This is a genomic window from Streptomyces sp. NPDC001100 (assembly GCF_053598575.1).
On the sequence record NZ_JBSFKO010000067.1, the window covers coordinates 1 to 21381 of the forward strand.

16 protein-coding genes and 4 pseudogenes are annotated in these 21381 nt (G+C 69.4%); 15 read left to right on the forward strand and 5 right to left on the reverse strand.

The features are described 5' to 3' along the window. Positions 1 to 135 precede the first annotated feature (135 nt). Both ACWDEW_RS47055 and ACWDEW_RS47060 read right to left on the reverse strand, forming a co-directional pair. Positions 136 to 1374: an IS256 family transposase gene (locus ACWDEW_RS47055; RefSeq protein WP_450522260.1), complete on the reverse strand. Its 1239-nt coding sequence runs from the start codon at positions 1372 to 1374 to the stop codon at positions 136 to 138. A 415-nt stretch (positions 1375 to 1789) separates the two neighbouring features. Then, entirely contained in the window at positions 1790 to 2143 is a 354-nt protein-coding gene (locus ACWDEW_RS47060; RefSeq protein WP_450522261.1) for a hypothetical protein, read from the reverse strand. Positions 2144 to 2627: 484 nt separating this feature from the next. On the opposite strand from ACWDEW_RS47060, the pseudogene ACWDEW_RS47065 reads away from it, so the two are divergent. Further along, a pseudogene (locus ACWDEW_RS47065) lies at positions 2628 to 3881 on the forward strand (IS3 family transposase). A 727-nt stretch (positions 3882 to 4608) separates the two neighbouring features. Then, positions 4609 to 5769 (forward strand): DMT family transporter, encoded by a 1161-nt coding sequence (locus ACWDEW_RS47070; protein WP_450522263.1) that lies wholly within the window; start codon positions 4609 to 4611, stop codon positions 5767 to 5769. 212 nt (positions 5770 to 5981) lie between these two features. Here the strand turns inward: ACWDEW_RS47070 and ACWDEW_RS47075 are convergent. Then, positions 5982 to 6232 (reverse strand): annotated as a pseudogene (locus ACWDEW_RS47075) (IS701 family transposase); the annotation flags it as partial. A 331-nt stretch (positions 6233 to 6563) separates the two neighbouring features. Between ACWDEW_RS47075 and ACWDEW_RS47080 the strand changes: the two are divergent. Further along, positions 6564 to 7844 (forward strand): MFS transporter, encoded by a 1281-nt coding sequence (locus tag ACWDEW_RS47080; protein WP_450522265.1) that lies wholly within the window; start codon positions 6564 to 6566, stop codon positions 7842 to 7844. 245 nt (positions 7845 to 8089) lie between these two features. Here ACWDEW_RS47080 and ACWDEW_RS47085 read toward each other — a convergent pair whose 3' ends face one another. Further along, positions 8090 to 9073: a LysR family transcriptional regulator gene (locus ACWDEW_RS47085; protein WP_450522267.1), complete on the reverse strand. Its 984-nt coding sequence runs from the start codon at positions 9071 to 9073 to the stop codon at positions 8090 to 8092. A gap of 121 nt (positions 9074 to 9194) precedes the next feature. Here ACWDEW_RS47085 and ACWDEW_RS47090 point away from each other — a divergent pair, with 121 nt between their 5' ends. The 12 genes and pseudogenes from ACWDEW_RS47090 to ACWDEW_RS47145 all read left to right on the forward strand — a co-directional run bounded on the left by ACWDEW_RS47090 (position 9195) and on the right by ACWDEW_RS47145 (position 20048). Continuing rightward, positions 9195 to 10178, forward strand: a complete 984-nt coding sequence (locus ACWDEW_RS47090; RefSeq protein WP_450522269.1) for a fumarylacetoacetate hydrolase family protein — start codon at positions 9195 to 9197, stop codon at positions 10176 to 10178. Next, entirely contained in the window at positions 10175 to 11137 is a 963-nt protein-coding gene (locus ACWDEW_RS47095; RefSeq protein WP_450522271.1) for a cyclase family protein, read from the forward strand. The genes ACWDEW_RS47090 and ACWDEW_RS47095 overlap by 4 nt, the downstream gene beginning before the upstream one ends. 152 nt (positions 11138 to 11289) lie before the next feature. Next, complete coding sequence (locus tag ACWDEW_RS47100; RefSeq protein WP_450522273.1) at positions 11290 to 12453, forward strand: FAD-dependent oxidoreductase; 1164 nt, start codon at positions 11290 to 11292, stop codon at positions 12451 to 12453. After that, on the forward strand, positions 12450 to 13460 hold the full coding sequence (locus ACWDEW_RS47105; RefSeq protein WP_450522275.1) for an amidohydrolase family protein: 1011 nt from the start codon (positions 12450 to 12452) through the stop codon (positions 13458 to 13460). The genes ACWDEW_RS47100 and ACWDEW_RS47105 overlap by 4 nt, the downstream gene beginning before the upstream one ends. Before the next feature lie 11 nt (positions 13461 to 13471). Further along, positions 13472 to 14410 (forward strand): VOC family protein, encoded by a 939-nt coding sequence (locus ACWDEW_RS47110; protein ID WP_450522276.1) that lies wholly within the window; start codon positions 13472 to 13474, stop codon positions 14408 to 14410. A gap of 115 nt (positions 14411 to 14525) precedes the next feature. After that, a complete protein-coding gene (locus tag ACWDEW_RS47115) occupies positions 14526 to 15497 on the forward strand; it encodes a fumarylacetoacetate hydrolase family protein (RefSeq protein ID WP_450522278.1) in 972 nt (323 codons plus the stop codon). After that, positions 15494 to 16237, forward strand: a complete 744-nt coding sequence (locus tag ACWDEW_RS47120; RefSeq protein ID WP_450522280.1) for an SDR family NAD(P)-dependent oxidoreductase — start codon at positions 15494 to 15496, stop codon at positions 16235 to 16237. Before ACWDEW_RS47115 ends, ACWDEW_RS47120 begins: the two co-directional genes overlap by 4 nt. Before the next feature lie 22 nt (positions 16238 to 16259). Beyond that, positions 16260 to 17015, forward strand: coding sequence for a CoA transferase subunit A (locus tag ACWDEW_RS47125; protein ID WP_450522282.1), 756 nt, complete (start codon positions 16260 to 16262; stop codon positions 17013 to 17015). Continuing rightward, the gene (locus tag ACWDEW_RS47130) at positions 17015 to 17650 is read left to right on the forward strand and encodes a CoA transferase subunit B (protein ID WP_450522284.1); all 636 of its coding nucleotides are present in this window, start codon (positions 17015 to 17017) and stop codon (positions 17648 to 17650) included. The genes ACWDEW_RS47125 and ACWDEW_RS47130 overlap by 1 nt, the downstream gene beginning before the upstream one ends. Positions 17651 to 17862: 212 nt before the next feature. Further along, a pseudogene (locus tag ACWDEW_RS47135) lies at positions 17863 to 17967 on the forward strand (IS6 family transposase); the annotation flags it as partial. Positions 17968 to 18459: 492 nt separating this feature from the next. Further along, a complete protein-coding gene (locus ACWDEW_RS47140) occupies positions 18460 to 19179 on the forward strand; it encodes an MFS transporter (RefSeq protein WP_450522286.1) in 720 nt (239 codons plus the stop codon). Positions 19180 to 19475: 296 nt separating this feature from the next. After that, positions 19476 to 20048 carry an RICIN domain-containing protein gene (locus ACWDEW_RS47145; RefSeq protein ID WP_450522288.1) on the forward strand — a complete coding sequence of 191 codons (573 nt, stop codon included), beginning with the start codon at positions 19476 to 19478 and terminating at the stop codon, positions 20046 to 20048. 590 nt (positions 20049 to 20638) lie between these two features. Here ACWDEW_RS47145 and ACWDEW_RS47150 read toward each other — a convergent pair. Further along, positions 20639 to 21024, reverse strand: a pseudogene (locus ACWDEW_RS47150) (transposase family protein); the annotation flags it as partial. Between the last annotated feature and the right edge of the window lie 357 nt (positions 21025 to 21381).

Consider the following 21381-nt stretch of genomic DNA (forward strand, 5'->3'; position numbering starts at 1 on the left):
GGCTTCGCGCAGCTGCTCCTCGTTGAGCCCCTGCCGCCAGTACCCCACGAAGGTCCGGGCACCACGGCTTGCTCGTATGGGTCACGTCCGCGGGAGTGGTGTATCGACGGCCACTCGGTGATCTCTTCTTTGAGGCTAAGCGGTGAGTTCCGTCGGGATGACTGTTTCGTCGGTTTCTGACTCGATCGAGTGGAGGCGGGCCTTGGCCAGCAGGTCGAGTCCCATGTATCGGCGGGCCTCGGTCCACTCGTCGTTCTGCTCGGCCAGCACTGCGCCGACCAGCCGGATCAGGGCGGTGCGGTCGGGGAAGATGCCGACCACGTCGGTGCGGCGGCGGATCTCCTTGTTCAGTCGTTCCTGCGGGTTGTTCGACCAGATCTGCCGCCAGATCTCGCGCGGGAACGCGGTGAACGCCAGCACGTCGCCCTGCGCGGCGTCCAAGTGAGCTGCCGCCTTGGGGAACTTGGCCTCCAGAGCGTCCAGGACGTGGCGCATCTGGGCCTGGACAGCCGTCGTGTCGGGCTGTTCGAAGACGGTCCGCAGCAGGGTGGCCACCCACGGCTGGGCCGACTTGGGCACCTGGCTCAGCAGTGCGCGGGCGTAGTGGGTGCGGCACCGCTGCCAGCTCGCGCCGGGCAGGGTGGCGCCGATCGCGTTGACCAGACCCATGTGCGCGTCGGAGACGACGAGTTGGACGCCTGACAGGCCCCGGGCGACCAGAGAGCGCAGGAAGGCCAGCCAGCCGGCGCCGTCCTCGGCGGTGGCCACGTCGATGCCGAGGATCTCGCGGTGGCCGTCTGCATTGACGCCGACTGCGGTCAGCGCGTGGACGTTGATGATGCGGCCGCCCTCGCGGACCTTCTGGGTCAGCGCGTCCACCCAGACGAAGGCGTAAGGCCCTTGGTCCAGGGGGCGGTTGCGGAACGCGGCGACCTGCTCGTCCAGGTGCTTGGCCATCGCGCTTACCTGGGACTTCGACAGCTGGGTGACGCCCAGGGACTCGGCGAGCTTCTCGACCCGGCGTGTGCTGACGCCGAGCAGATAGGCGGTGGCGACCACGCTGATGAGGGCCTGCTCGGCCCGGCGGCGACGCTCCGGCAGCCAGTGCGGGAAGTAACTGCCGGTCCTGAGCTTGGGGATGGCCAGTTCGACGGTGCCCGCCCTGGTGTCCCACTCGCGCGGGCGATAGCCGTTGCGATGGTTGACGCGTTCGTCGCTGACCTGCCCGTATTCGGCATTGCAGAGGGCATCAGCCTCCGCGGACATGAGCGCGTCGGCGAACGTCTTGACCATCGCGCGCAGCAGATCGGGACTCGCCGCGGCGAGGTTGTCCTCGGCGAGGGCGTGCAGGGGCAGACTGTCAGGTGCGGTCATCGTGCTGATCTCCTTCGAGGCTTCGACACTTCGAAGATCAGCCGGTGGCCGTTCATCTATGCGGGCACCATCCCCAATGCCGGAGCAAACCCCCGGATCAGGTCGAACCCATACACCACTTCCCTGGACGCAACCCTCGTATGGACCGGAGCCACCGAAGCCGTGAATCTCCGCACCTGACCAGTGTGGGGCAACGGATCTCTGTAGCAGCCTCCCGCTGTCCATGCACAGCGGAAGGCTGCCAAACGCCATCATCGTCGACACGTCTACCGAGCCTCATTCTCGACTCCGTGAGCCGCGCTGCCGCCTGCGTCGCCTCGGGAGCAGACTGAAACGGGGCGGCACAACGGCCGCGGTTGTGGCACCCGCACTCCGATCTGCTTCTACGCCCCGGCCTGCGATCATGCTTTGGGTGTCAGCCCGACGCTGCAGATTTCTGTCCAGTCGGGGTGACGGCGTACCATTCTTTGTCTTTCCCTTGGCCGTTTGCCTGTTGGGCTGTCGTGTCGCCGATATACCGGTAGAGGGGCCAACCAGCAAGAGTGAGCTGCGTCAGACCGTTTCGGTGAACCGTGCCGAGAAGGCTCTTCGCAACTCCCGAGGTCTGCACCGAGCTCTGCACGATCACTGGCACCCAGGTCTTTGTGCAGGCCCCGGAGCAAGTCCATTTGGACGGGGACGGCTCATCCTTGTCATAGCGGTAGAGAGTCATCCCCTGGTCGTCGGTGACCACACTGCCCATGCCCTTCAGTGCCTCAGCCTTCACCATGGTGGTTATGGCCGTCTGTCCGCTCGCAGAACCGCCGCTGCTGGCCGGCGTTGAGGCAGCCGGAGCGGAAGATGCCGGGTTCGACGTGGCTGGCGCAGCACTGCCAGGTCGGGCGCCGTTCGAGGAGCTGCATGCCCCCAGTAGGAGCGGGCAGGCGAGCCCGATCACCAGGCTCTGGACGATGCGTCGCGGGATCAAGGAGTTGCCCTTCGTCGGGAATCGCATCTGCTTGCTCTCTCAGTACGTTGACTGACCCCTGCTCTCTCAGGCACAGATTTCACATGACGCAGTCTTGACCGTCCCTTGTCCGCCCGGTTTCCAGAGAAGGAGTTACGCCCGGGTGACCCTGTCCACGTAACTCCGCCAGGCAAGTGGCAGCCCTCACCGTTGCGAGCGATCCACGACCACCCGCACCCAGCTCGCGCGGCACCAACTGAACCGTTCCGGGTTCGGTAGGGACTCGATCGTTTGAGAGGATCGAGTCATGGCACGTCCTTCCCAGTACCCGCTTGAGCTGCGCCGTCGTGCGGTACGGATGGTCGCCGAGGTCCGGCCGGAGTGCGACACCGAGTGGGCCGCGATGAAAGCGGTAGCCCAGAAGCTGGGCATCGGCACGACCGAGACGCTGCGTAAGTGGGTGCGGCAGGACCAGATCGACGCCGGGTCCCATCCGGGCACCACGAGCGAGGAGTCGGCCGAGCTGAAGCGGCTGAAGAAGGAGAACGCCGAGCTGAAACGGGCCAACGACATCCTCAAGGCCGCGGCGTCTTTCTTCGCGGCCGAGCTCGGCCGGCCACACACACGCTCGTAGCGTTCATCGACGAGCACAAGGACCGCTTCGGGGGCGTCGAGCCGATCTGCCGGGTCCTCACCGACCACGACTGCAAGATCGCCCCCTCCGCCTACTACGCCCACCACAAACGCCAGGCCGCACCCGCTGCCCGCACCGTCCGCGACGCCGAACTCAAGACCCTCATCATCGAGGCGTACGAGGTCAACTACCGGGTCTACGGCGCCCGGAAGATCTGGCGGCACCTGAACCGCCAGGATGTCGCGGTGGCCCGCTGCACCGTCGAGCGCCTCATGCGTGAACTCGGCATCGCCGGCGCGGTCCGCGGCAAAAAAGGTGATCACCACCATCCCCGACGCGAGCGCGGAACGGGCGCCGGACCTCGTGGAGCGCGACTTCGTCGCCCCCGCCCCGAACCGTTGCTGGGTCGCCGATTCACCCACGTCACCACGTTCGCCGGCGTCGTCTACGTCGCCTTCGTCGTGGACACCTTCTTCCGCCGCATCGTCGGCTGGTCGGCAGCCACATCGAAAGAGACACAGCTTGTCCTGGACGCCCTGGAGATGGCCTTGTGGCAGCGCGACCGAGACCAACACCCTTACAAGAAAGGCGAGTTGATACACCACTCCGATGCCGGCTCGCCAGTACACATCGTTCGCGCTCGCCGAGCACCTTGGCCGGGCAGGCATCGCCGCGTCGATCGGATCGGTCGGCGACGCCTATGACAACGCCCTCATGGAGTCCACGATCGGCCTGTTCAAGACTGAGTTGATCAAGCCTCGTCGGCCCTGGAAGACGCTTTCCCAGGTCGAACTTGCCACTGCCGAATGGGTCGACTGGTACTGCCACCCTCGGCTCCACGGTGAAATAGGGCACATCCCGCCCGCCGAATACGAGACCAAGTACTACCGCGAAACCACGAAACCCCAGGTCACAGTCACGACCTAGAGTCTCGATCAAACCCGGAACGGTTCAGTGAGGTGTCTCTGGGCCCTGTTGCGCGACCGACGGTGCTACGAACCCACGCCGCCCACCGCTCTCGCGGCTTGACAAACCGCATGAGGAATCACTGTGCCTGAGCCGTGGCAGTTCACGCATCCGCGTCGGCGTTTTTGCCTGGGTCTGCCGCACCCCAGGGTGTTCCCGTTCCCGGCCCATGCTTCTTCGGCCACCCCGGGCCCGGCGGTCTCCCAGCTACGCCGATTCCGAGTCGGGCATCGCGCCCAACTGTGTGACGAAGGGCTTCCGCAAGACGGCGTCAGCGGATCCGTGAGCGCAGACGCCGGTGCGGGCGGTGCGGTTCACTGCCCCGGCTGATCTTGCCCTGACAGGCAAGATCCTTGTCCCGTAGGGGCACTTCGGCCCCAAGTGGGTTGCCCGGTTCCAGTACCGGCCGATCAACTGGAGCCTGTCACATCTCGGCGGAAAGCAATGCAGGCAACGCGAGCGCAGTGACACCTCGGGCTACGAGCCCCGCGGGAGCCCTTGCCCACCGGCGCCGCTCTCGTCTCTCTCCCCCCATCGTTTCCCGCCGCACAGGAACCGCGTACCAAATGATCAGAATTGGATGGTCAGCAGACCACTGCGGAGCACTGGCATATGCGGACAGCGGTACCGACACGGCTGGCGGTACGCGCGCGTGAAATCCAGGATCGATCCGCTGACCATCGCGGCAATGACGGTCACCGTCGTCTCCATCTCGGCCACTGCGCCCCTCACCGCTGCCGCCACCGCCTCACCGCTCGCCATGGCCTTCTGGCGCAACTGCCTGGGCTTCGCCGTACTCGGACCGCTCCTCCTGCTTCTGCGCCGCCGCGAGGTGGTGCGCGTCGCGCGCGGTGAACGCGGCATCCTGCGCCGCGAACAGTGGCGGCCCCTGGTCTTTGGCTTCCTCGGCGCCACCGCACTCGCCCTGCACTTCGCGGCCTTCATGACGAGCACCCGACTCACCTCGGTCGCCATGTCCACCGCCCTCGTGGCCACCCAGCCCGTCTGGCAGGCCCTCATCGCCGCAGCTCAGGGCACCAAGGCCTCCCGAAGGACCTGGACAGGACTCTTACTCTCGGTGGCGGGAGCGGCCGCGGCGGCCGGTCTCGACATCAAGTCCGGTGGTACGGCGCTCCTTGGCGACCTGCTCGCCCTGGTCGGGGCCATCGCCCAGGCCGGATACACGGCCCTGAGCGAGAAGTCACGCGCGGATGTGAGCACACCGCTCTACTCGACGTTCACCTCGCTCGTCTGCGGTATGGAACTCCTCGTCGTCTGCCGGCTGGCCGACATCCCTCTGACCGGCTTCGACAGGTCCACCCAGCTGTCGCTGCTCGGGCTGCTGCTCCTCCCGCAGATCCTGGGGCTCGGCTCACTGAACTTCGTTCTGGGCAGAACATCGGCGACGACGATGAGCGTCCTGCTCCTGCTCGAGACCCCCGTGGCCGCGCTCGCCGCCTGGCAGTTCATGGGCCAGGACATCGTGATCGCGACGATCCCCGGGCTACTGCTGATCATCGTCGGCGCCACGATCGTGGTGACCAGCGGCGGGGAACAGTTCGCGCCGGCACTGGACGAACATGGCGTGGCGACACCGCGGTCGGCCTATCCCCCGCACTTCCCCCAATCAGCGCCCGTGCCACAGCGTCTGACGTTCCCTCGCAGGGCCGGTCGGGACCCCAGGCTGGACTGGGCGACGTACACCGAGAGTCCGACGATCACGCTCACCTATCACGGTGCGGGGGCGTTCGACACCCTGTCCATGCGTAAACCGCGACACGCAGTGAAGGAAGAAGCGTTCATCGACGATCCCACCGTGTCGCTCACGGCCCCCACCCGACGACGATGACCGGACAAGACCCGGACGGGCCCGGCCCCGCTTGGCGTCTCCGGCCCCGTACGGCCGCCGATCTCGGCCCCTGCGTGCGGCTGCTCGGCGAGGTTCAATGGCAGGCGCCGGCACGTCATCACGCACAACCTCGCGGCCTCTTGCTGATGGTCTGGGTGACCGCCGCACATGTCACCGACCGCCAGGCCGCCCGCGCCATGCTGCCCGTGCTACGGACACGGTTCAGGGAGATCACTCTGGTGTGGGCCGACGGCGGCCACACCGGCCGCCTTGCGACCTGGGCGAAGGAAAAACTCCAGCTCACCCTGCAGATGTCGGCCCAGCCCAGTTCGTCCTTGATCTGTTTGTAGCTCTGCTCGATCCACGGCCGCAGGCCGTAGAGACGGACGATTTCGGCGAGGTCGGCCAGCGGGTGCGCACGGGTGATGGCGTGCGGGGCGTCGGGGTGGGGCAAGTTGGTGGCCTGACGCTGCCTGGCGTGCGCGACCGTGCCGGCGCCGGCGGTGTCCCGGGAGCCGGGACGCCGAGTTCCGGGACACCGCTGTCCGCGCGCAGGAACGGCCGTGCACGTCTTCCGTCTGCGTAACGGTTGCCCATCCCATCCACCGTGTGGATAGCCCGGATACGGGATTCGGATTGCGCTGGGGATGGCAACGGCGCCTTGGCGCCCCCATAGTCGTCGCTACCGCACGCCGCTGTCCGGATGCCGCCGGCGTGCGAGTCCCCCAGCATGCCGTGCGTCGTCGGCGCCCGTAAGGCATGCCTGCTCCCTTACGCCGTCCCCTGGAGTCGCCATGCCCAGTTCCGTGCCCCCGCCGCCTCCCGCCGCGGTCGATGCCACCGCTCCATCAGCCGTCGCCGTGTCGGGCCCGGCCCATCTGCTGCGGGTGACCCTTCTGATGGCGGGCAGTTGTCTGCCGATCCTGGGGGCGGTGCTGATCGCCCCGGTGCTGCCGAAGATGCAGGACCACTTCGCCTCGGTCCCGGGGGTCAAGGCGCTGGTGCCCCTCGCGCTGACGGTCCCAGCGCTCGCGCTGGCGCTGCTGGCCCCGTTCGCCGGTGTGATCGTGGACAGGGTGGGCCGCAAGCGCCTGCTGGTCGTGGCGACCGTCCTGTACGCGCTGTTCGGTACGGCACCGCTGTGGCTGGACTCGCTGGGCGGCATCATCGCCAGCCGCGCGCTGGTGGGAGTCGCCGAGGCCGCGATCATGACAGCCTGCACGACCCTGATCGGCGACTACTACAGTGGTCGGCAGCGGGTGAAGTACCTCGCCCTGCAGACCATGTGCGCCTCGGCATCGGCCACCGTCTTCTTCGTGCTCGGCGGCGCCGCCGGATCGGCGGGCTGGCGCGTGCCCTTCTGGGTGTACGCCGTGAGCCTGGTACTGGCCCCGCTGATGGCAACCGCCCTGTCCAACCCGGCAGCCCGTGCGGACGGCGACGAGGTCCCGGCCGCGGCTCCGGCCGAGGCGGAGGCCCGCCGCCCGTTCCCCTGGCGGCAGCTGGCGGGCATCTGCGCCCTCACCTTCTTCGGGGCGATGGTCTTCTACACCGTCCCGGTGGAGATGGCGTACCTGCTTGACGACCTCGGGGTGGAGAACTCCGGCGTGATCGGCCTGGCCACCGCGGTCGCGAGTGCCGCCACCGTGGGCGGCGCGGTCACCTTCGCCCGTCTCAAGCGCTCTCCCGACCCGATGCTGCCCGCCGTTCTCGCGGTCTGCGCCGTCGGCTTCGGGGTGATGTTCCTGGCGGCCAACGCCCCGCTGCTGGTCCTCGGGGCCGTCGTCAACTGCGTGGGCACCGGCATGCTGCTGCCCGCCCTCCTCACCAGTGCCATGTCCCGGCTGGCGTTCGAGGACCGCGGCCGTGGCACGGGACTGTGGACGGCGGCCTTCTTCGGCGGCGAGTTCATCTGCCCGCTCGTGCTGCTCGCCGGGGAGTCTGCCGTCGGCAGCCTCACCGGTGCGGTGGGCGTGCTGGGGCTGGCCGCCGCCCTCGTCGCGGCGGGGCTGTGGGCGGCCCGCCGTCGTACGGGTGCCGTCGATCCCCGGCCGTTGCCGGAGCAGTTGGCCTGAGGGTCAGGCCGGTGTACGGGCGCTATCGGTCCTTGGCCGTTGCCGGAGCGGTTGGCCTGAGGGCGCGCGGGCCGGCCGTTGTACGGATGTTGTCCGTTCCCGGCTGTTGCCGGAGCGTTGGCCTGAGGGTAGCCGGTCCGCCCGCTGTACGGGTGTCGTCCCCGGCGGTTGCCGGAGCGGTAGTTCTGAGGGCGGCCAGTCCGCCCGCCGACAGCGCGTCGCTCACGGGCTGCCGCCGCGCCTGGTCAGAGCCGGCCCGGCGGCAGCCCCGCGTTCTGGTCGACGGGCACGGCCTTCCCTGGGCCCGTGCCATTGCTGTAGCCGTTGCCCGCCAGTGTCGCGCCCACCTCCGCGGCCTTCTGCCGCAGCCAGATGTGGCCCGCGTCCTGAGTGTGCACCGGGTGCCACCACATCGCCTCCCGCACCGGTACCGCCTCGAACGGGCAGGGCAGGACGCGCACCGCCGCGGACCGGACCGCCTTGCGCGCCAGGCGCTCCTGGATCATCGCGATCCGGCGGGTGCCCTCGACCATGTGGGGCAGCAGCTGGAAGGTCTGCACGGACACCTCGACCTGGGGACTGATCCCTATCATGCTGAGCTGGCGGGCGGCCGGGGCGTCGTAGGGACGCTGGTAGACGGCCCAGGGCAGACGCCCCAGCTGGTCCAGGGTGAGTTCGTCACCGACCTCGGGGTGATCGTCGGCGACCAGGAACAGCCAGCGGTCCTGGTGGAGGTCGATGGCGGGCAAGCCGTCGATGACGCCGTGCGGCATCAGCAGTCCGTCGACGGTGCTCAGCACGGTGGCGGTGTTCTCCACGACGGACGGTGCCGGGTGCTGGAAGGTGAGCCGGATGCCGGGCGCCTCCTCGTGCAGGGCGCGGGCGAGTGCGGCACCGAAGACGGCCGCTCCGTAGTCGGAGGCGAGCAGGGTGAACTCTCGGGTCTCGGCAGTCGCGTCGAAGTCGGCCTGGCTGGAGAAGACCCGCTCCAGCAGGTCGCACGCGGTGGCGCTGCGGTCCCGCAGGGCGGTGCCGAGCGGCGTCAGCTCGTAGGAGTTGCCGGTCCGGGCGAGCAATTCGTCGTCGAAATGGCGGCGCAGCCGGGACAGCGCCGCGCTCATGGCGGGCTGACTCAGCCCGATGCGCTCGCCGGCCCGGGTGACATTGCGCTCCTCCAGCAGCGCGCGCAGGGCGAGGACCAGATTGAGGTCGAGTCGGGACAGGTTCACCGGGCAACCACCTAGCAAGCGAGAGTCATCCATGTCATGGATTCGGCACATCCACAGGATTGATTTCCGTGATTAACCGATCGGGGTCAGAGTAGACCCCACCCCCGCAGGAGGAAATCTGATGGCAACGCTCGCGCAACCTGCCGGCCCGTTCGCGCTCGGCACGTTCTCCAGTCAGGACGGAGAGCCGTTCCCCGGCCTCCTGGCCAAGGGCCGGGTACTCGACTTGAGCAGTGTCCTGGCCTGGGCACCGTCCAGCGTGCGCGCCGTGGTGGAGCGGTGGGAGGAGGCCCTCCCCGTTCTGCACGGTCTGGCGGACAACGACGCCCTCGGGTGGCTGCCGCTGGAGGGCCTGCGCGTGCACGCCCCCATCGAGCCGCGGCAGATCTTCCAGTCCGGCGCCAACTACCGGCAGCACGTGATCGACCTGGAGGTCGCCCACCGCTCCCCCGACGACCCGCGCACGGTCGAGGAGGCCCGCGAGGAGATCGCCGCGGTCATGGACCGCCGGGCCGCCGAGGACCTCCCGTACGTCTTCATCGGTCTGCCGAGCGCGATTGCCGGCCCGTACGACGACGTGGTCCTGCCCGCCTGGGCCGAAAAGCCGGACTGGGAGCTGGAGTTGGCGGCCGTCATCGCCAAGCCCGCCTACCAGGTGACGGTCGAGGAGGCCCTGGAGTACGTCGCCGGCTACACCATCGCCAACGACCTCACCGACCGCGCCACCGTCTTCCGCCGGGACATGAAGGCCATCGGCACCGACTGGCTGCGCAGCAAGAACGCCCCCGGCTTCACGCCGCTCGGCCCGTGGCTCGTACCGGCCGAGTCGATCGCGGACACCGGTGACCTGCGGGTCACGCTCAAGCTCAACGACGACACCATGCAGGACGAGTCCACCAAGGACATGCTCTTCGGAGTCGCCCGATTGGTGTCGTACGCCTCGCAGACAGCTCAACTCCTACCCGGTGACCTGGTGTTGACCGGCAGCCCGGCCGGCAACGGGATGCACTGGGGACGCCTGCTGCGCGACGGCGACGTCATGGAGGGGACCATCACCGGTCTGGGCGTGCAGCGCACCCGCTGTGTCGCGGAGGGAACGACATGAGCCTGGACCGCCGCGACCCGGAGGGCGCGATCGCCCAGGCCGCCAAGGCGTACTCCAACTGGGGGCGTTGGGGTGAGGACGACGTGCTCGGCACGCTGAACTTCCTCGACGAGGCCAAGCGCCGCGAGGGCGCGGCGCTCGTGCGCCGCGGCGTCAGCTTCTCGTTGTCGCAGCGGTTCGACATGAACGGCCCGCAGAAGGGCTGGCGCCGGCGGACCAACCCGGTGCACACCATGCTCGACACGGGCACCGACGCGGCGCTGGGCAACCAGGGTTTCCCGCACGGCATCGGCGGCGCCGACGACGTGATCGCCATGCCGTTGCAGTGCTCGACCCAGTGGGACGGACTCGGCCACATCTTCGACCACGGATTCGCCTGGAACGGGCGGCGCGCCGACAAGGTGGTCACCTCCGAAGGCGACCTCGTCACCGGCATCGAGCACATGGCGCCGCACGTCGCCGGACGCGGCGTGCTCCTCGACGTCGGCCAGGTCGTCGGCACGGACGGCGAGCTGCCCGACGGGTTCGCCATCACCGAGGAGCACCTCACCCGGGCCGCCGAGGCCCACAGGGTGACCGTCGGCCGCGGCGACGTCGTGCTCGTCCGCACCGGACACCTCGCCCGCGCAAGGCGCAACGGCTGGGGCGACTACGCGGGCGGCCCCGCGCCCGGCCTGTCGTTCACCACCGCCGGCTGGTTGCACGGCAGCGAGATCGCCGCCATCGCCACCGACACCTGGGGCTTCGAGGTCCGTCCCAACGAATTCGACGACGCCTTCCAGCCGCTGCACCAGGTCGTCATCCCCAACATGGGCCTGCTGATCGGCGAGATGTGGGACCTCGACGCACTCGCCGCCGACTGCGCCGCCGATGGCGTGTACGAGTTCTGGCTCACCGCCGCTCCCCTCCCCATCACCGGCGCCGTGGGCTCCCCGGTCAACCCGATCGCCGTCAAGTAACCCGCACCACTGCCGGATGCGCCGTTTCCCGGACAGCAGCGGCGCATCCGGCCCCGCACCCCCGTCCCCACCTCTGGCCCGTGCTCCCAACGGGCGAGCCGCAGCCCCCGCCGCCCGAAGTCGCGCGGCCCAACCCCGGAGGAATCCCCGACATGGCTGACAGCCGCACTCTCCCCCAGCCTCCAGCCGGGGGCACACCCACCGTCCTGGTCATCGGCGGGGGCGCCTCAGGCAACGCCGTCACCATCCTGCTACGCCGCGCCGGCATCGCTGTCGACCTGATCGAGGCCAAGCCGGACTGGAACGCCAGCACCGGCTCCGGCATCACCCTCCAGGGCAACGCCCTGCGGGTCCTGCGCGAACTCGGCGTGTGGGAACAGGTGGAAGCCTCCGGATACGCCTTCGGCTCGCTGGGCGTGACCGCCCCCGACGGCACCGTCCTGTTCGTCGCCGAGGACATCCAGACCGGCGGGGAGGACCTGCCCGCCACCCTCGGCATGCAGCGCCCCCAACTCCAGCAGATCCTCATCGACACGGTCCGCGCCTCCGGCGCCGACGTTCGTCTCGGCACCACCGCCGAAGCACTGGAGCAGGACGCCGACGGCGTCTCGGTACGCTTCAGCGACGGCAGCGAGGGCAGATACGACCTGGTGATCGCCGCCGACGGTCTCCACTCAGCCACCCGCGCCGCGATCGGTATCACCGACAAACCCGAGCCGACCGGCATGGCCATCTGGCGCATCGCCGCCCCACGGCCCGAGAGCGTGACGCGCACCGACCTCGCCTACGGCGGCCCCGCCTACATCGCCGGCTACTGCCCCACCAGCGAGAACACCATCTACGCCTACCTCGTCGAAGGGTGCCGCGACCGCACCTCGATCAACCCGGCCACCTACGCCGACGAGATGCGCCACCTGGCACAGGGCTACGGCGGAGTCTGGCCCGAGATCACCAAGCACATCACCGACCCGACGAAGGTCAATTACACCTGGTTCGACCGCCTGCTGGTCGAGGACTCCTGGCACCGGGGCCGGGTCGTGCTGATCGGCGACGCCGCCCACTGCTGTCCGCCCACCATGGCCCAGGGCGCGGCCATGTCCCTGGAGGACGCCCTCGTCCTCGCCGAGCTGCTCACCAGCGGACGAGACTGGGACGACGAGCTGCTCCGGGCCTACCACGACCGCCGCATCCCCCGGGTGCGCACCGTCGTCGAGGCGTCCGTGCAGATCGGCCAGTGGCAGCTGGACGGCGTGCGCGATGCCGACATGCCCGGGCTGATCGGCCGCACCATGAACCTTCTCAAGGAGCGCCCGTGACCGCCACAGCATCCTCCGCGCCGACGATCGACGTCCACGCCCACCTCCTGCTCCCGGAGGTCGAGGAGGCCGTCGCCGGTCATCCCGGTCTCGCCGAGGCCCGCGCCCTCGACGCCCGACGCAACGGACCGGCGGCTCTGGCCGTGAACGGCCCGATGGTCGGCGCGCGCGTGCCGAAGCTGACGGACTCCGCTGTCCGCCTGGCGGCCATGGACGCGCAGGGCGTGGACATCCAGCTGGTCAGCCCGTCCCCCTCGCACTACCACTACTGGGCCGAGCCCCAACTGGCCTCGACGGTCTGCCGGTTGGCGAACGAGGGCACCGCCGCACACTGTGCGAAGGCACCCGACCGCCTGCACGGCCTGGGCCTGGTCCCGCTCCAACATCCCGACCTCGCGGTCGGCCTCCTCGACCACGCCCTGGACCAGGGGCTGAGGGGCGTGGAGATCTCCTCGCACGCACCCGGCCACGAACTGTCGGATCCGGCGTACGAGCCCTTCTGGTCGCGGGCCGAGGAGACGGGAGCCCTCCTCTTCCTGCACCCCTTCGGCTGCACGCTCGACGAGCGCCTGGACCGGTGGTACCTGTCCAACACCGTCGGCCAGCCCACCGAGAACGCCGTCGCCCTCTCCCATCTGATCTTCTCCGGGGTCCTGGACCGCCATCCGGGTCTGAAGGTGATCGCGGCGCACGGCGGCGGCTACCTGCCCACCCACATCGGCCGCTCCGACCACGCCTGGCGGGCCCGCCCCGACGCCCGTGGCTGTGAGCGGGAACCGAGCAGCTATCTGAAGCAGCTGTACTTCGACTCCCTCGTCCATGACCCCCACGTCCTGCGGGAGCTGCTGCGAGCGGTCGGCCAGGAACGGGTCCTGCTCGGCTCCGACTTCCCCTTCGACATGGGTACCGACGACCCGCTCGGCGCGCTGCGCGCCGCGGACCTGTCCGACACCGACTTCCACTCCGTCCGCGGCGAAAACGCCGCCGCGCTGCTCAACCTCGCCTGAGGAGGACCCCCATGAGTAACCGCCTGCTCACCCATCTCCGCCACGTCGACCTCGCCGTGCCGGACTACGACAAGCAACTCGACTTCTACGCAGGCGTCTGGGGCCTGACCAAGGTCGCCGAGGACTCCGGCATCTCCTTCCTCGCCGCCGAGGGCTCCCCCGAGCAGTATGTCGTCCGGCTGCGCAAGGCCGACGAGAAGCGCCTCGACCTCGTCTCCTACGGTGCCGCGAGCCCGGCCGACGTGGACACGCTCGCCGAGCAACTCCTCGCCGGGGGTGTTGAGCTGGTCACCCAGCCGGGCAAGGTGGACACCCCTGGGGGCGGGTACGGCTTCCGGTTCTTCGACGTGGACGGGCGCACCATCGAGGTCTCCGCCGACGTCGAGGTGCGGCAGCACCGCAAGATCGAGGAGAAGGAGTCGATCCCGGTCAAGCTGTCGCACGTCGTCCTCAACTCGCCGGATCTGGACAAGACCAAGGCGTGGTACGAGGAGCACCTCGGATTCCGGCTGTCCGACACGCTCGGCCATCCGCACATCGGCGACGTCATGCACTTCATGCGGATCAGCAACCAGCACCACTCGATGGCCATCGCCAAGGGCCCGCACACCTCCCTGCACCACATCTCCTTCGAGATGCGCGGGATCGACGAGTACATGCGCGGCTCCGGCCGTGTCATCCGTTCCGGCGCCCGCAAGATCTGGGGGCCGGGACGACACATGGCGGGCGACAACACCTTCACCTACTTCCTCGACCCGCACGGCAACACCGTCGAGTACACGACGGAGTTGGAGGAACTGGACGAGGACACCTGGCACCCCCACGTCTACGACTTCTCCCAGCCCGAGGTCACCGACCAGTGGGGCACCGCCAACGCCATGAACGAACTGGTCACCAAGGAGTCCTTCAACGACGTCGACCGCGGCGTCTTCGTCGCCCCGCCGGTCTGATCGGCGAAGCCCTGAGTCCCCGGGGGCGCGGTGACCCTGTCACTGCCCTGACTCCCCTGCCGCGCCCCCGGCCTTCGTGCCCACCCCTCACGCCGACAGCCGACAGGAAACCGCCATGCGTTTCGCCACGTACGAGTACCGCAACCGACGCCAGGTGGCCGTCGTCGCAGAGGACGGCACGCTCCACCCCCTGCCCGGCGTCAGCTCACTGACCGGCCTGCTCGTCGAGGGCGGCGGTCTGCCCGAACTGCTCGACGCGGGCTCCGCAACCCTCGACGTACCGGCCGGCCCCCACGTCTCCGAGGTGCGCCTGCTGGCACCGCTCCAGCCGCCCACCGTGCGTGACTTCGTCACCTTCGAGGAACACGTCGAGGGCGTACGGCGGTCCGTGGACGGGGCTGCCGGGGTACCGGAGCGGTGGTACGCGGCCCCGACGTTCTACTTCGGCAACCCCTATGCGGTGTACGGCCCGGGCGACGACGTCCCCGTGCCGCCGGGTTCGAGCGTGCTGGACTTCGAGCTGGAGGTCGCCGCCGTGATCGGCAAGGAGGGCCGCGACCTCACCCCCGAGCAGGCCCGCGACCACATCGTCGGCTACACCGTCCTCAACGACTGGTCGGCCCGGGACCTGCAGTCCGCCGAGATGAAGGTCGGCCTCGGCCCCTGCAAGGGCAAGGACACCGCCACCACGCTGGGTCCTTACCTGGTCACCGCCGACGAGCTGGGGAAGTACCGCGACGCGGACGGGTTCCTGCGCCTCGCGCTCACCGCCGAGATCAACGGCGAGGTCGTGGGCAAGGATCTGCTGTCCAACATGAGCTGGACTTTCGAGGAGATGGTCGCCTACGCCTCACGGGGCACCGTCGTCCGCCCCGGCGACGTCCTCGGTTCCGGGACCTGCGGCAACGGCGGCTGCCTCGCCGAGCTGTGGGGTGTTCGGGGTGAGCAGTCCCCGCCTCCCCTGAAGCCCGGCGACACGGTCACCCTCACCGTCGAGGGCATCGGTTCCGTCTCCAACACCGTGGTGGCCGGCCCGGACCCCATGACCGTTCCCGTCGCCCGTCGCCGCACGAGGGAGCGGCCGTGACCGATCTCCCTCCCAAACGGCTCCTCGGCAGGGTCGTCGTGGTCACGGGCGCGGCCGGTGGCCAGGGCGCCGCGGAGGCCAAGGCGCTGACCCGCGAGGGCGCCCGGGTGATCGCCACCGACGTCACGCAGGCACCCGGCTGCCGCCGTCTCGACGTCACGAGCGAGAAGGACTGGGCGGAACTCGCCGCCGACCTGCGTGAGGCGTATGGGCAGGTGCACGGCCTGGTCAACAACGCGGGCATCACCTGGCGGGCCCGGATCGACGACGTACGCCCCGAGGACATGGCCCGGGTCCACGCGGTCAACGTCACCGGCCCGCTGCTGGGCATCCAGCACCTGGCGCCGCTGATGCCGCCCGGCTCCTCGATCGTGAACGTCGGCTCGTCCGCCGCGCTCACCGGCCACTACCCGGTCGCCTACACGGCCAGCAAGTGGGCGCTGCGCGGCCTGTCGAAGACCGCCGCCATGGAGCTGGGGCCCCGCGGCATCCGTCTGAACACGATCCATCCCGGCTTCATCGAGACGGACATGACCGCCACCGCCGCGCCCGCCTTCCGCGAGGCGAACGTCCGCGAGACACCACTCGGCCGCACCGGCACGGTCGAGGAGGTCGCCCCGCTCGTGGTCTTCCTCCTGTCCGACGAGTCGTCCTTCATCAACGGCGCCGAGATCCCGGTCGACGGCGGCCTCACGGCGCACGGCGGCGTCAAGTCGATCTCCGACGCCCTCCACCTGTAGCAGCAGAAAGGCCCTCCCACCCATGGACAAGGTCCGCGCGAGCGCGGCCGAGGCGGTCGCCGACATTCCCGACGGTGCGTCACTCGCCGTTGGCGGCTTCGGACTCAGCGGTGTACCCGAGGCCACGATCCGGGCCCTGCACGAGCAGGGCGCGATCGGCCTCGAAGTCGTGTCGAACAACTGCGGCGTCGACGGGCGCGGGCTGGGGGTGCTGCTGGCCGCCGGACGCATCGCCCGGGTGACCGGGTCCTACGTCGGTGAGAACAAGGAGTTCGCCCGCCAGTACCTGTCCGGCGAGCTGGAGGTGGAGCTGGTGCCGCAGGGCACCCTCGCCGAACGGCTGCGCGCGGGCGGCGCGGGCATCCCCGCCTTCTACACCCCGGCGGGCGTGGGAACGCAGGTGGCGCGGGGCGGTCTGCCCTGGCGGTACGCCCCCGACGGCTCGGTCGCCGTCGCCTCCCCTCCCAAGGAGACCCGCGACTTCCACGGCCGCCCGCACGTCCTGGAGCACGGCATCAGCACCGACTTCGCCCTCGTACGGGCCTGGCGCGGCGACCGTCACGGCAACCTGGTCTTCCGCCGCGCCGCCGCCAACTTCAACCCCCTCGCCGCGATGGCCGGGCGGACCACCGTCGCCGAGGTCGAAGAGCTGGTCGAGCCCGGTGAGTTGAGCCCCGACGAGGTCCACCTGCCGGGCGTCTTCGTCCAGCGGATCGTCGCCCTCACTCCTGAACAGGCGGCCGACAAGCAGATCGAGAAGAGGACGGTACGACCCTGATGGCCTGGACCCGCGACCAGATGGCCGCCCGCGCAGCCGCCGAACTCACCGACGGTTCGTACGTCAACCTCGGCATCGGCCTGCCCACTTTGATTCCCGGCCATCTGCCGGTCGGCGTGGAGGTCGTGCTGCACTCCGAGAACGGCATCCTCGGCACCGGCCCCTACCCGACCGAGGACCAGGTCGACCCCGACATGATCAACGCCGGCAAGGAGACCGTCACCGTCCTGCCCGGGGCCTCCTTCTTCGACTCGGCCCTGTCCTTCGGGATGATCCGCGGCGGCCACATCGACACCGCCGTGCTCGGCGCCATGCAGGTGTCGGCCGACGGTGACCTGGCCAACTGGATGATCCCCGGCAAGATGGTCAAGGGCATGGGCGGAGCCATGGACCTCGTCCACGGCGCCCGCCGCGTCATCGTCCTGATGGAACACACCGCCAAGGACGGCACTCCCAAGATCGTCGAGGAGTGCACCCTGCCGCTGACCGGCGAGCGGTGCGTCCACCGGATCATCACCGACCTCGGCGTACTGGACGTCACACCGGCCGGCCTCACGCTCGTCGAGACCGCACCCGGGGTCACCGCCGAGGACATCGCCGCCCGCACCGAAGCACCTCTGATCGGGAAGCCATGAACCATGGACGCGTCGGGCGGGCAGGGACCACGGTCCCTGCCCGCCCGACGTTCTGCGTCCTGTGCTCACACCGTCCGGAGCGCAGTGGCGACTCACGTCAGCGCGCGAACGGAGACGGATGGGGTTGACCGATGAGTTGCGGCGTGAGGAGTGCGCCGGCACGGTCGGCGAGGACGGCCATCTCGTAGCCGACGAGACCGATGTCGCAGCAGCGTTTCCGCTCAGTGGGCGGGGCCAAGCGGTTCCCGTCCGCGTTCAGCGGTATCCCGCCCCACTTCCGGCCCCGCCGCCATCTGATGCCCGCCCACGACTACCGAGTCAGGCCGCCACACCCCATTCGTCTCGTCGCGCGGATACGCCACATCCGGGATAACGATCGCACGGAGGGTGAGCGGCTGCCCTCGTAGACCACATAGTCGTCCCACCCGCACGCCACGTCCCCGATCCCGCGTCGGCGTGACGCCCTCCGCTGCATGCCGAGCGCCGCCCGCGCCGGTGCGGGGCATGCCCGCTCACACCCATCGTCCCCTGGTGTCACTTGCCCGCTTGCCTGCCCTTGTCCTCCCCCGCGATCGAAGACTCCGCCCCGCCGCCTGTGAGCGTGTCGGTCCCGGCGCACCGGCTGAGGGTGACCGCGCTGATGGCGGGCAGCTGTCTGCCCGTGCCGGGGGCGGTACTGATCGCTCCTGTGCTGCCGAAGATGCAGGACCACTTCGCGTCGATCCCCGGCGCCAGGGCGCTGGTTCCGCTGGCGCTGACCGTTCCGGCCTCCTTCTTCGGGGCGATGGTCTTCTACACCGTTTGTGGAGATGGTGTACCTGCTCGACGGCCTCGGGGTGGAGAACACCGGTGTGATCGGTCTGGCCACTGCGGTCGCGAGCGCCGCCACGGTGGCCGGAGCAATCACGTTCGCGCGTCTGAAGCGCTCCCCGGACCTGATGATGCCCACCGTCTTCGCCATCTGCGCGGCCGGCTTCGGCGTGATGTTCCTCGCCGGCAGTGTCCCCCTGCTGGTGGTCGGTGCGGTGATCAACTGCCTGGGTACGGGGATGCTGTTGCCGGCGCTCCTCACCAGTGCCATGTCTCGGCTGGAGTACAAGGACCGCGGCCGGGGCACAGGGCTGTGGATGGCGGCCTACTTCGGTGGCTGTTTCGTGTGCCCCCTGGTGCTGTTCGCCGTGGAATCGGCGGTCGGCACTCCGGCCGGCGCCGTGGGACTGCTGGGGCTGGCAACTGCGGCGGTCGCGCTCGGACTGCTGGTGGCCGCCGACGACGAGGATCCCGCCGTCCGGGCGCTGGCCGCCCGCGACTCCAAGGTCCCCCAGGCCGCCGTGGAGCGGCTCACCCGGGACCCCGACCCCGCCGTCCGGGCCGCGTTCGCACGCCACCCGAACCTTCCGTCGTCCCGGCTGGCGGACCTCCTCGACGACGAGGAGCTGGTCCACCACGCGGCCGCCAACCCGGCGTTGCCCGCACCGGCGATCCGCGGTGTGGTGAGCACCTGCGCCGGGTCAGCCGACGGCGAGTAGCACTTCCAGCGCCGTCGCGGTCCCCGGGTGGCAGCGAGCAGGGCCGCTCCGGCGGGCGACGGTCTCCCACGTCCCTTCGCAGCCCAGCAGGCGACTACGCGACGACTGCGTCCCGAGGCAGCCTCGCACACGACACCGACCACCGACCAGATAGAGCCCTTTTGTAAGGAACTCCAGGAAGCGACGGACGGTCCGCTGAGCGGAACGGAAGGCGACAGCTCGCTTTCGGCGGAACACGCTGTCCACGAACAAAGCGACAGCGGGTTTCCGGTCGACAAGACATAGGGGTCACGACGATGAAGATCCGAAACAGAATCACTGTCCTGGCAGCGGCGTTCCTGAGTTGCGCAGGCATGGTTACGTTGGCGACGGAGGCAAGTGCCGCCGCACCGGCCGCAGACCCTACGGCGGGCATCGCCGCCCGCGTGAGGGCCGCTGCGGCGGCGAGCAGCTATCACACGATCAAGAACCTGGCCTACAACCAATGCGTCGACGCGCCCGGCGGAGCACTCAACGTCAGACTTCAACTGGTCAACTGCAACGGCTCCAGCACCCAGAACTGGGCGTTCGTGTCGACCGGTGCGACGGACACCTACTACCTGGTGAATCAGCAGAGCGGGTACTGCGCCGAAGTCAACAACGGCACCAGCGTTCCGGGAGAGGCGGTCGACGAATACATCTGCGACGGGCTGGCGTCGGAACAGTGGGTCGAAACCACCGCGATCGTCAACCAGGTGGTCGGCGCGAAGTTCAAGCACGCGGGCACCAATCTGTGCCTCGACACGGTCAGCAGTGCCGGAAGCCAGCTCATGCAATGGGGGTGCGACGACGCCCATCCGGCGGCGGCCCAGGTGTGGATCGTGAGCTAGAAGCCGTATCTCAACCGGTCCTGGAAGTGGGGGGCGGCGATGCGGGAGGTGATCCAGCCGGACGGGACGGCAGGCAAAGCCCCGACGACCTGTCCGTCGCGGTCCTAGGCGACCGGAGGCAGACACAGCATCAGATTCACGGGACATTCCCCCTGCCCCGATCCGGCGACGTCGCCGGAGGTCACCGGGGCACGCGACAGCCGGGCCGCGCGGCGCGAGCCGTGCGGAACACCAACCCGGCGCCCCGATCCCCTCGACCGCCGCCCTCGCTCCCGCCCCGCCTCCCCTTCCTCCTGGTGTCTTGGGCGGCCGTGGGTGGCGTAGAGGGGATGTCAGTTCAACTGGAAACCCCGACCACAGAATATGACCAGCGACAACGGCACTCTGCGGAATCCGGTGCGCGCAGAAGAATGCGCAACAGAGGGCGCCGGAGAAGGCGCATCCCCGACCACACCCGGCGATCCAGCCGGATCGGAAGGCGACCACCCCTCGCAGGGCGGCACGGTCTCGGCGGGTGGGTGCCGAACGCAGAGCCGCCCCCACGTTCGACGGCCGCGACGCGGTCCCGGTCGGTCAGGACACAACGGTGGCGACCTGCCCGGTCGGGCGCGTGCCGTCGTAGACGTGGACCTCGACCGACGTACCGTCCGTCGCCGGGACGAGGGAGAACGCGACAACGCGCCCGGGCACCTGCTCGCGGAAGGTGTGGCGGCAGCCGCGGATGGGGCACACCAGGCGCCGCGCCCGCACACGGACCACCACCCGGCGCCCGTCGACCGGCGCATCAGCCACAGTCCGCCGGTGAGAGCCGTGCACCCGCCCCGACGGCACCCCGCACACCGGACACGGCGCCATGTCCTGCGGCGTCCGCGCGCACCACGATCCGCTCGCCCTCGTCGACCACGTCGTCTATGGCCGGCGGCAACAGACCCGAAAACACCGTCTGCACAAGCTCGTTGACATCCTTCACGCAAATTTCAACGACCCTCACGACTCTCCTTCACCACCGAATATCAGCCAGGGCCGTTAGATTTGCACTCCCCTTTCGGATGAGCACCGTCGATGCCGGGCCACCGCCGGAGGACCCCGCGTCTCTGACACGTTCCGGCCCCCGCCCCCGGCCGGAAACCTTCGGGTCCTGAACTCCGCCGCGCGGGGCGGGTGTTGCGCGAGGGCTGGACAGCGGTCCCGAGGAATGCTGTCATCCCTCAGTACCGCGCTTTCCGCCAGGGGAAAGCGAGTTGGCACAGCACCCGCATGCGGCGGCCCGCCCCAGACACCGGGCCGTCTGCCCTCGGCGCTGTTGGCACGAACCATGCTCTGCCGTGACACA

Coding starts and splice junctions, on each gene's coding strand:
- ACWDEW_RS47055 (WP_450522260.1), bottom strand. CDS start 1,374: ATGACCGCACCTGACAGTCTGCCCCTGCACGCCCTCGCCGAGGACAAC.
- ACWDEW_RS47060 (WP_450522261.1), bottom strand. CDS start 2,143: ATGGTGAAGGCTGAGGCACTGAAGGGCATGGGCAGTGTGGTCACCGAC.
- ACWDEW_RS47070 (WP_450522263.1), top strand. CDS start 4,609: ATGACGGTCACCGTCGTCTCCATCTCGGCCACTGCGCCCCTCACCGCT.
- ACWDEW_RS47080 (WP_450522265.1), top strand. CDS start 6,564: ATGCCCAGTTCCGTGCCCCCGCCGCCTCCCGCCGCGGTCGATGCCACC.
- ACWDEW_RS47090 (WP_450522269.1), top strand. CDS start 9,195: ATGGCAACGCTCGCGCAACCTGCCGGCCCGTTCGCGCTCGGCACGTTC.
- ACWDEW_RS47095 (WP_450522271.1), top strand. CDS start 10,175: ATGAGCCTGGACCGCCGCGACCCGGAGGGCGCGATCGCCCAGGCCGCC.
- ACWDEW_RS47100 (WP_450522273.1), top strand. CDS start 11,290: ATGGCTGACAGCCGCACTCTCCCCCAGCCTCCAGCCGGGGGCACACCC.
- ACWDEW_RS47110 (WP_450522276.1), top strand. CDS start 13,472: ATGAGTAACCGCCTGCTCACCCATCTCCGCCACGTCGACCTCGCCGTG.
- ACWDEW_RS47115 (WP_450522278.1), top strand. CDS start 14,526: ATGCGTTTCGCCACGTACGAGTACCGCAACCGACGCCAGGTGGCCGTC.
- ACWDEW_RS47125 (WP_450522282.1), top strand. CDS start 16,260: ATGGACAAGGTCCGCGCGAGCGCGGCCGAGGCGGTCGCCGACATTCCC.
- ACWDEW_RS47130 (WP_450522284.1), top strand. CDS start 17,015: ATGGCCTGGACCCGCGACCAGATGGCCGCCCGCGCAGCCGCCGAACTC.
- ACWDEW_RS47140 (WP_450522286.1), top strand. CDS start 18,460: ATGGTGTACCTGCTCGACGGCCTCGGGGTGGAGAACACCGGTGTGATC.
- ACWDEW_RS47145 (WP_450522288.1), top strand. CDS start 19,476: ATGAAGATCCGAAACAGAATCACTGTCCTGGCAGCGGCGTTCCTGAGT.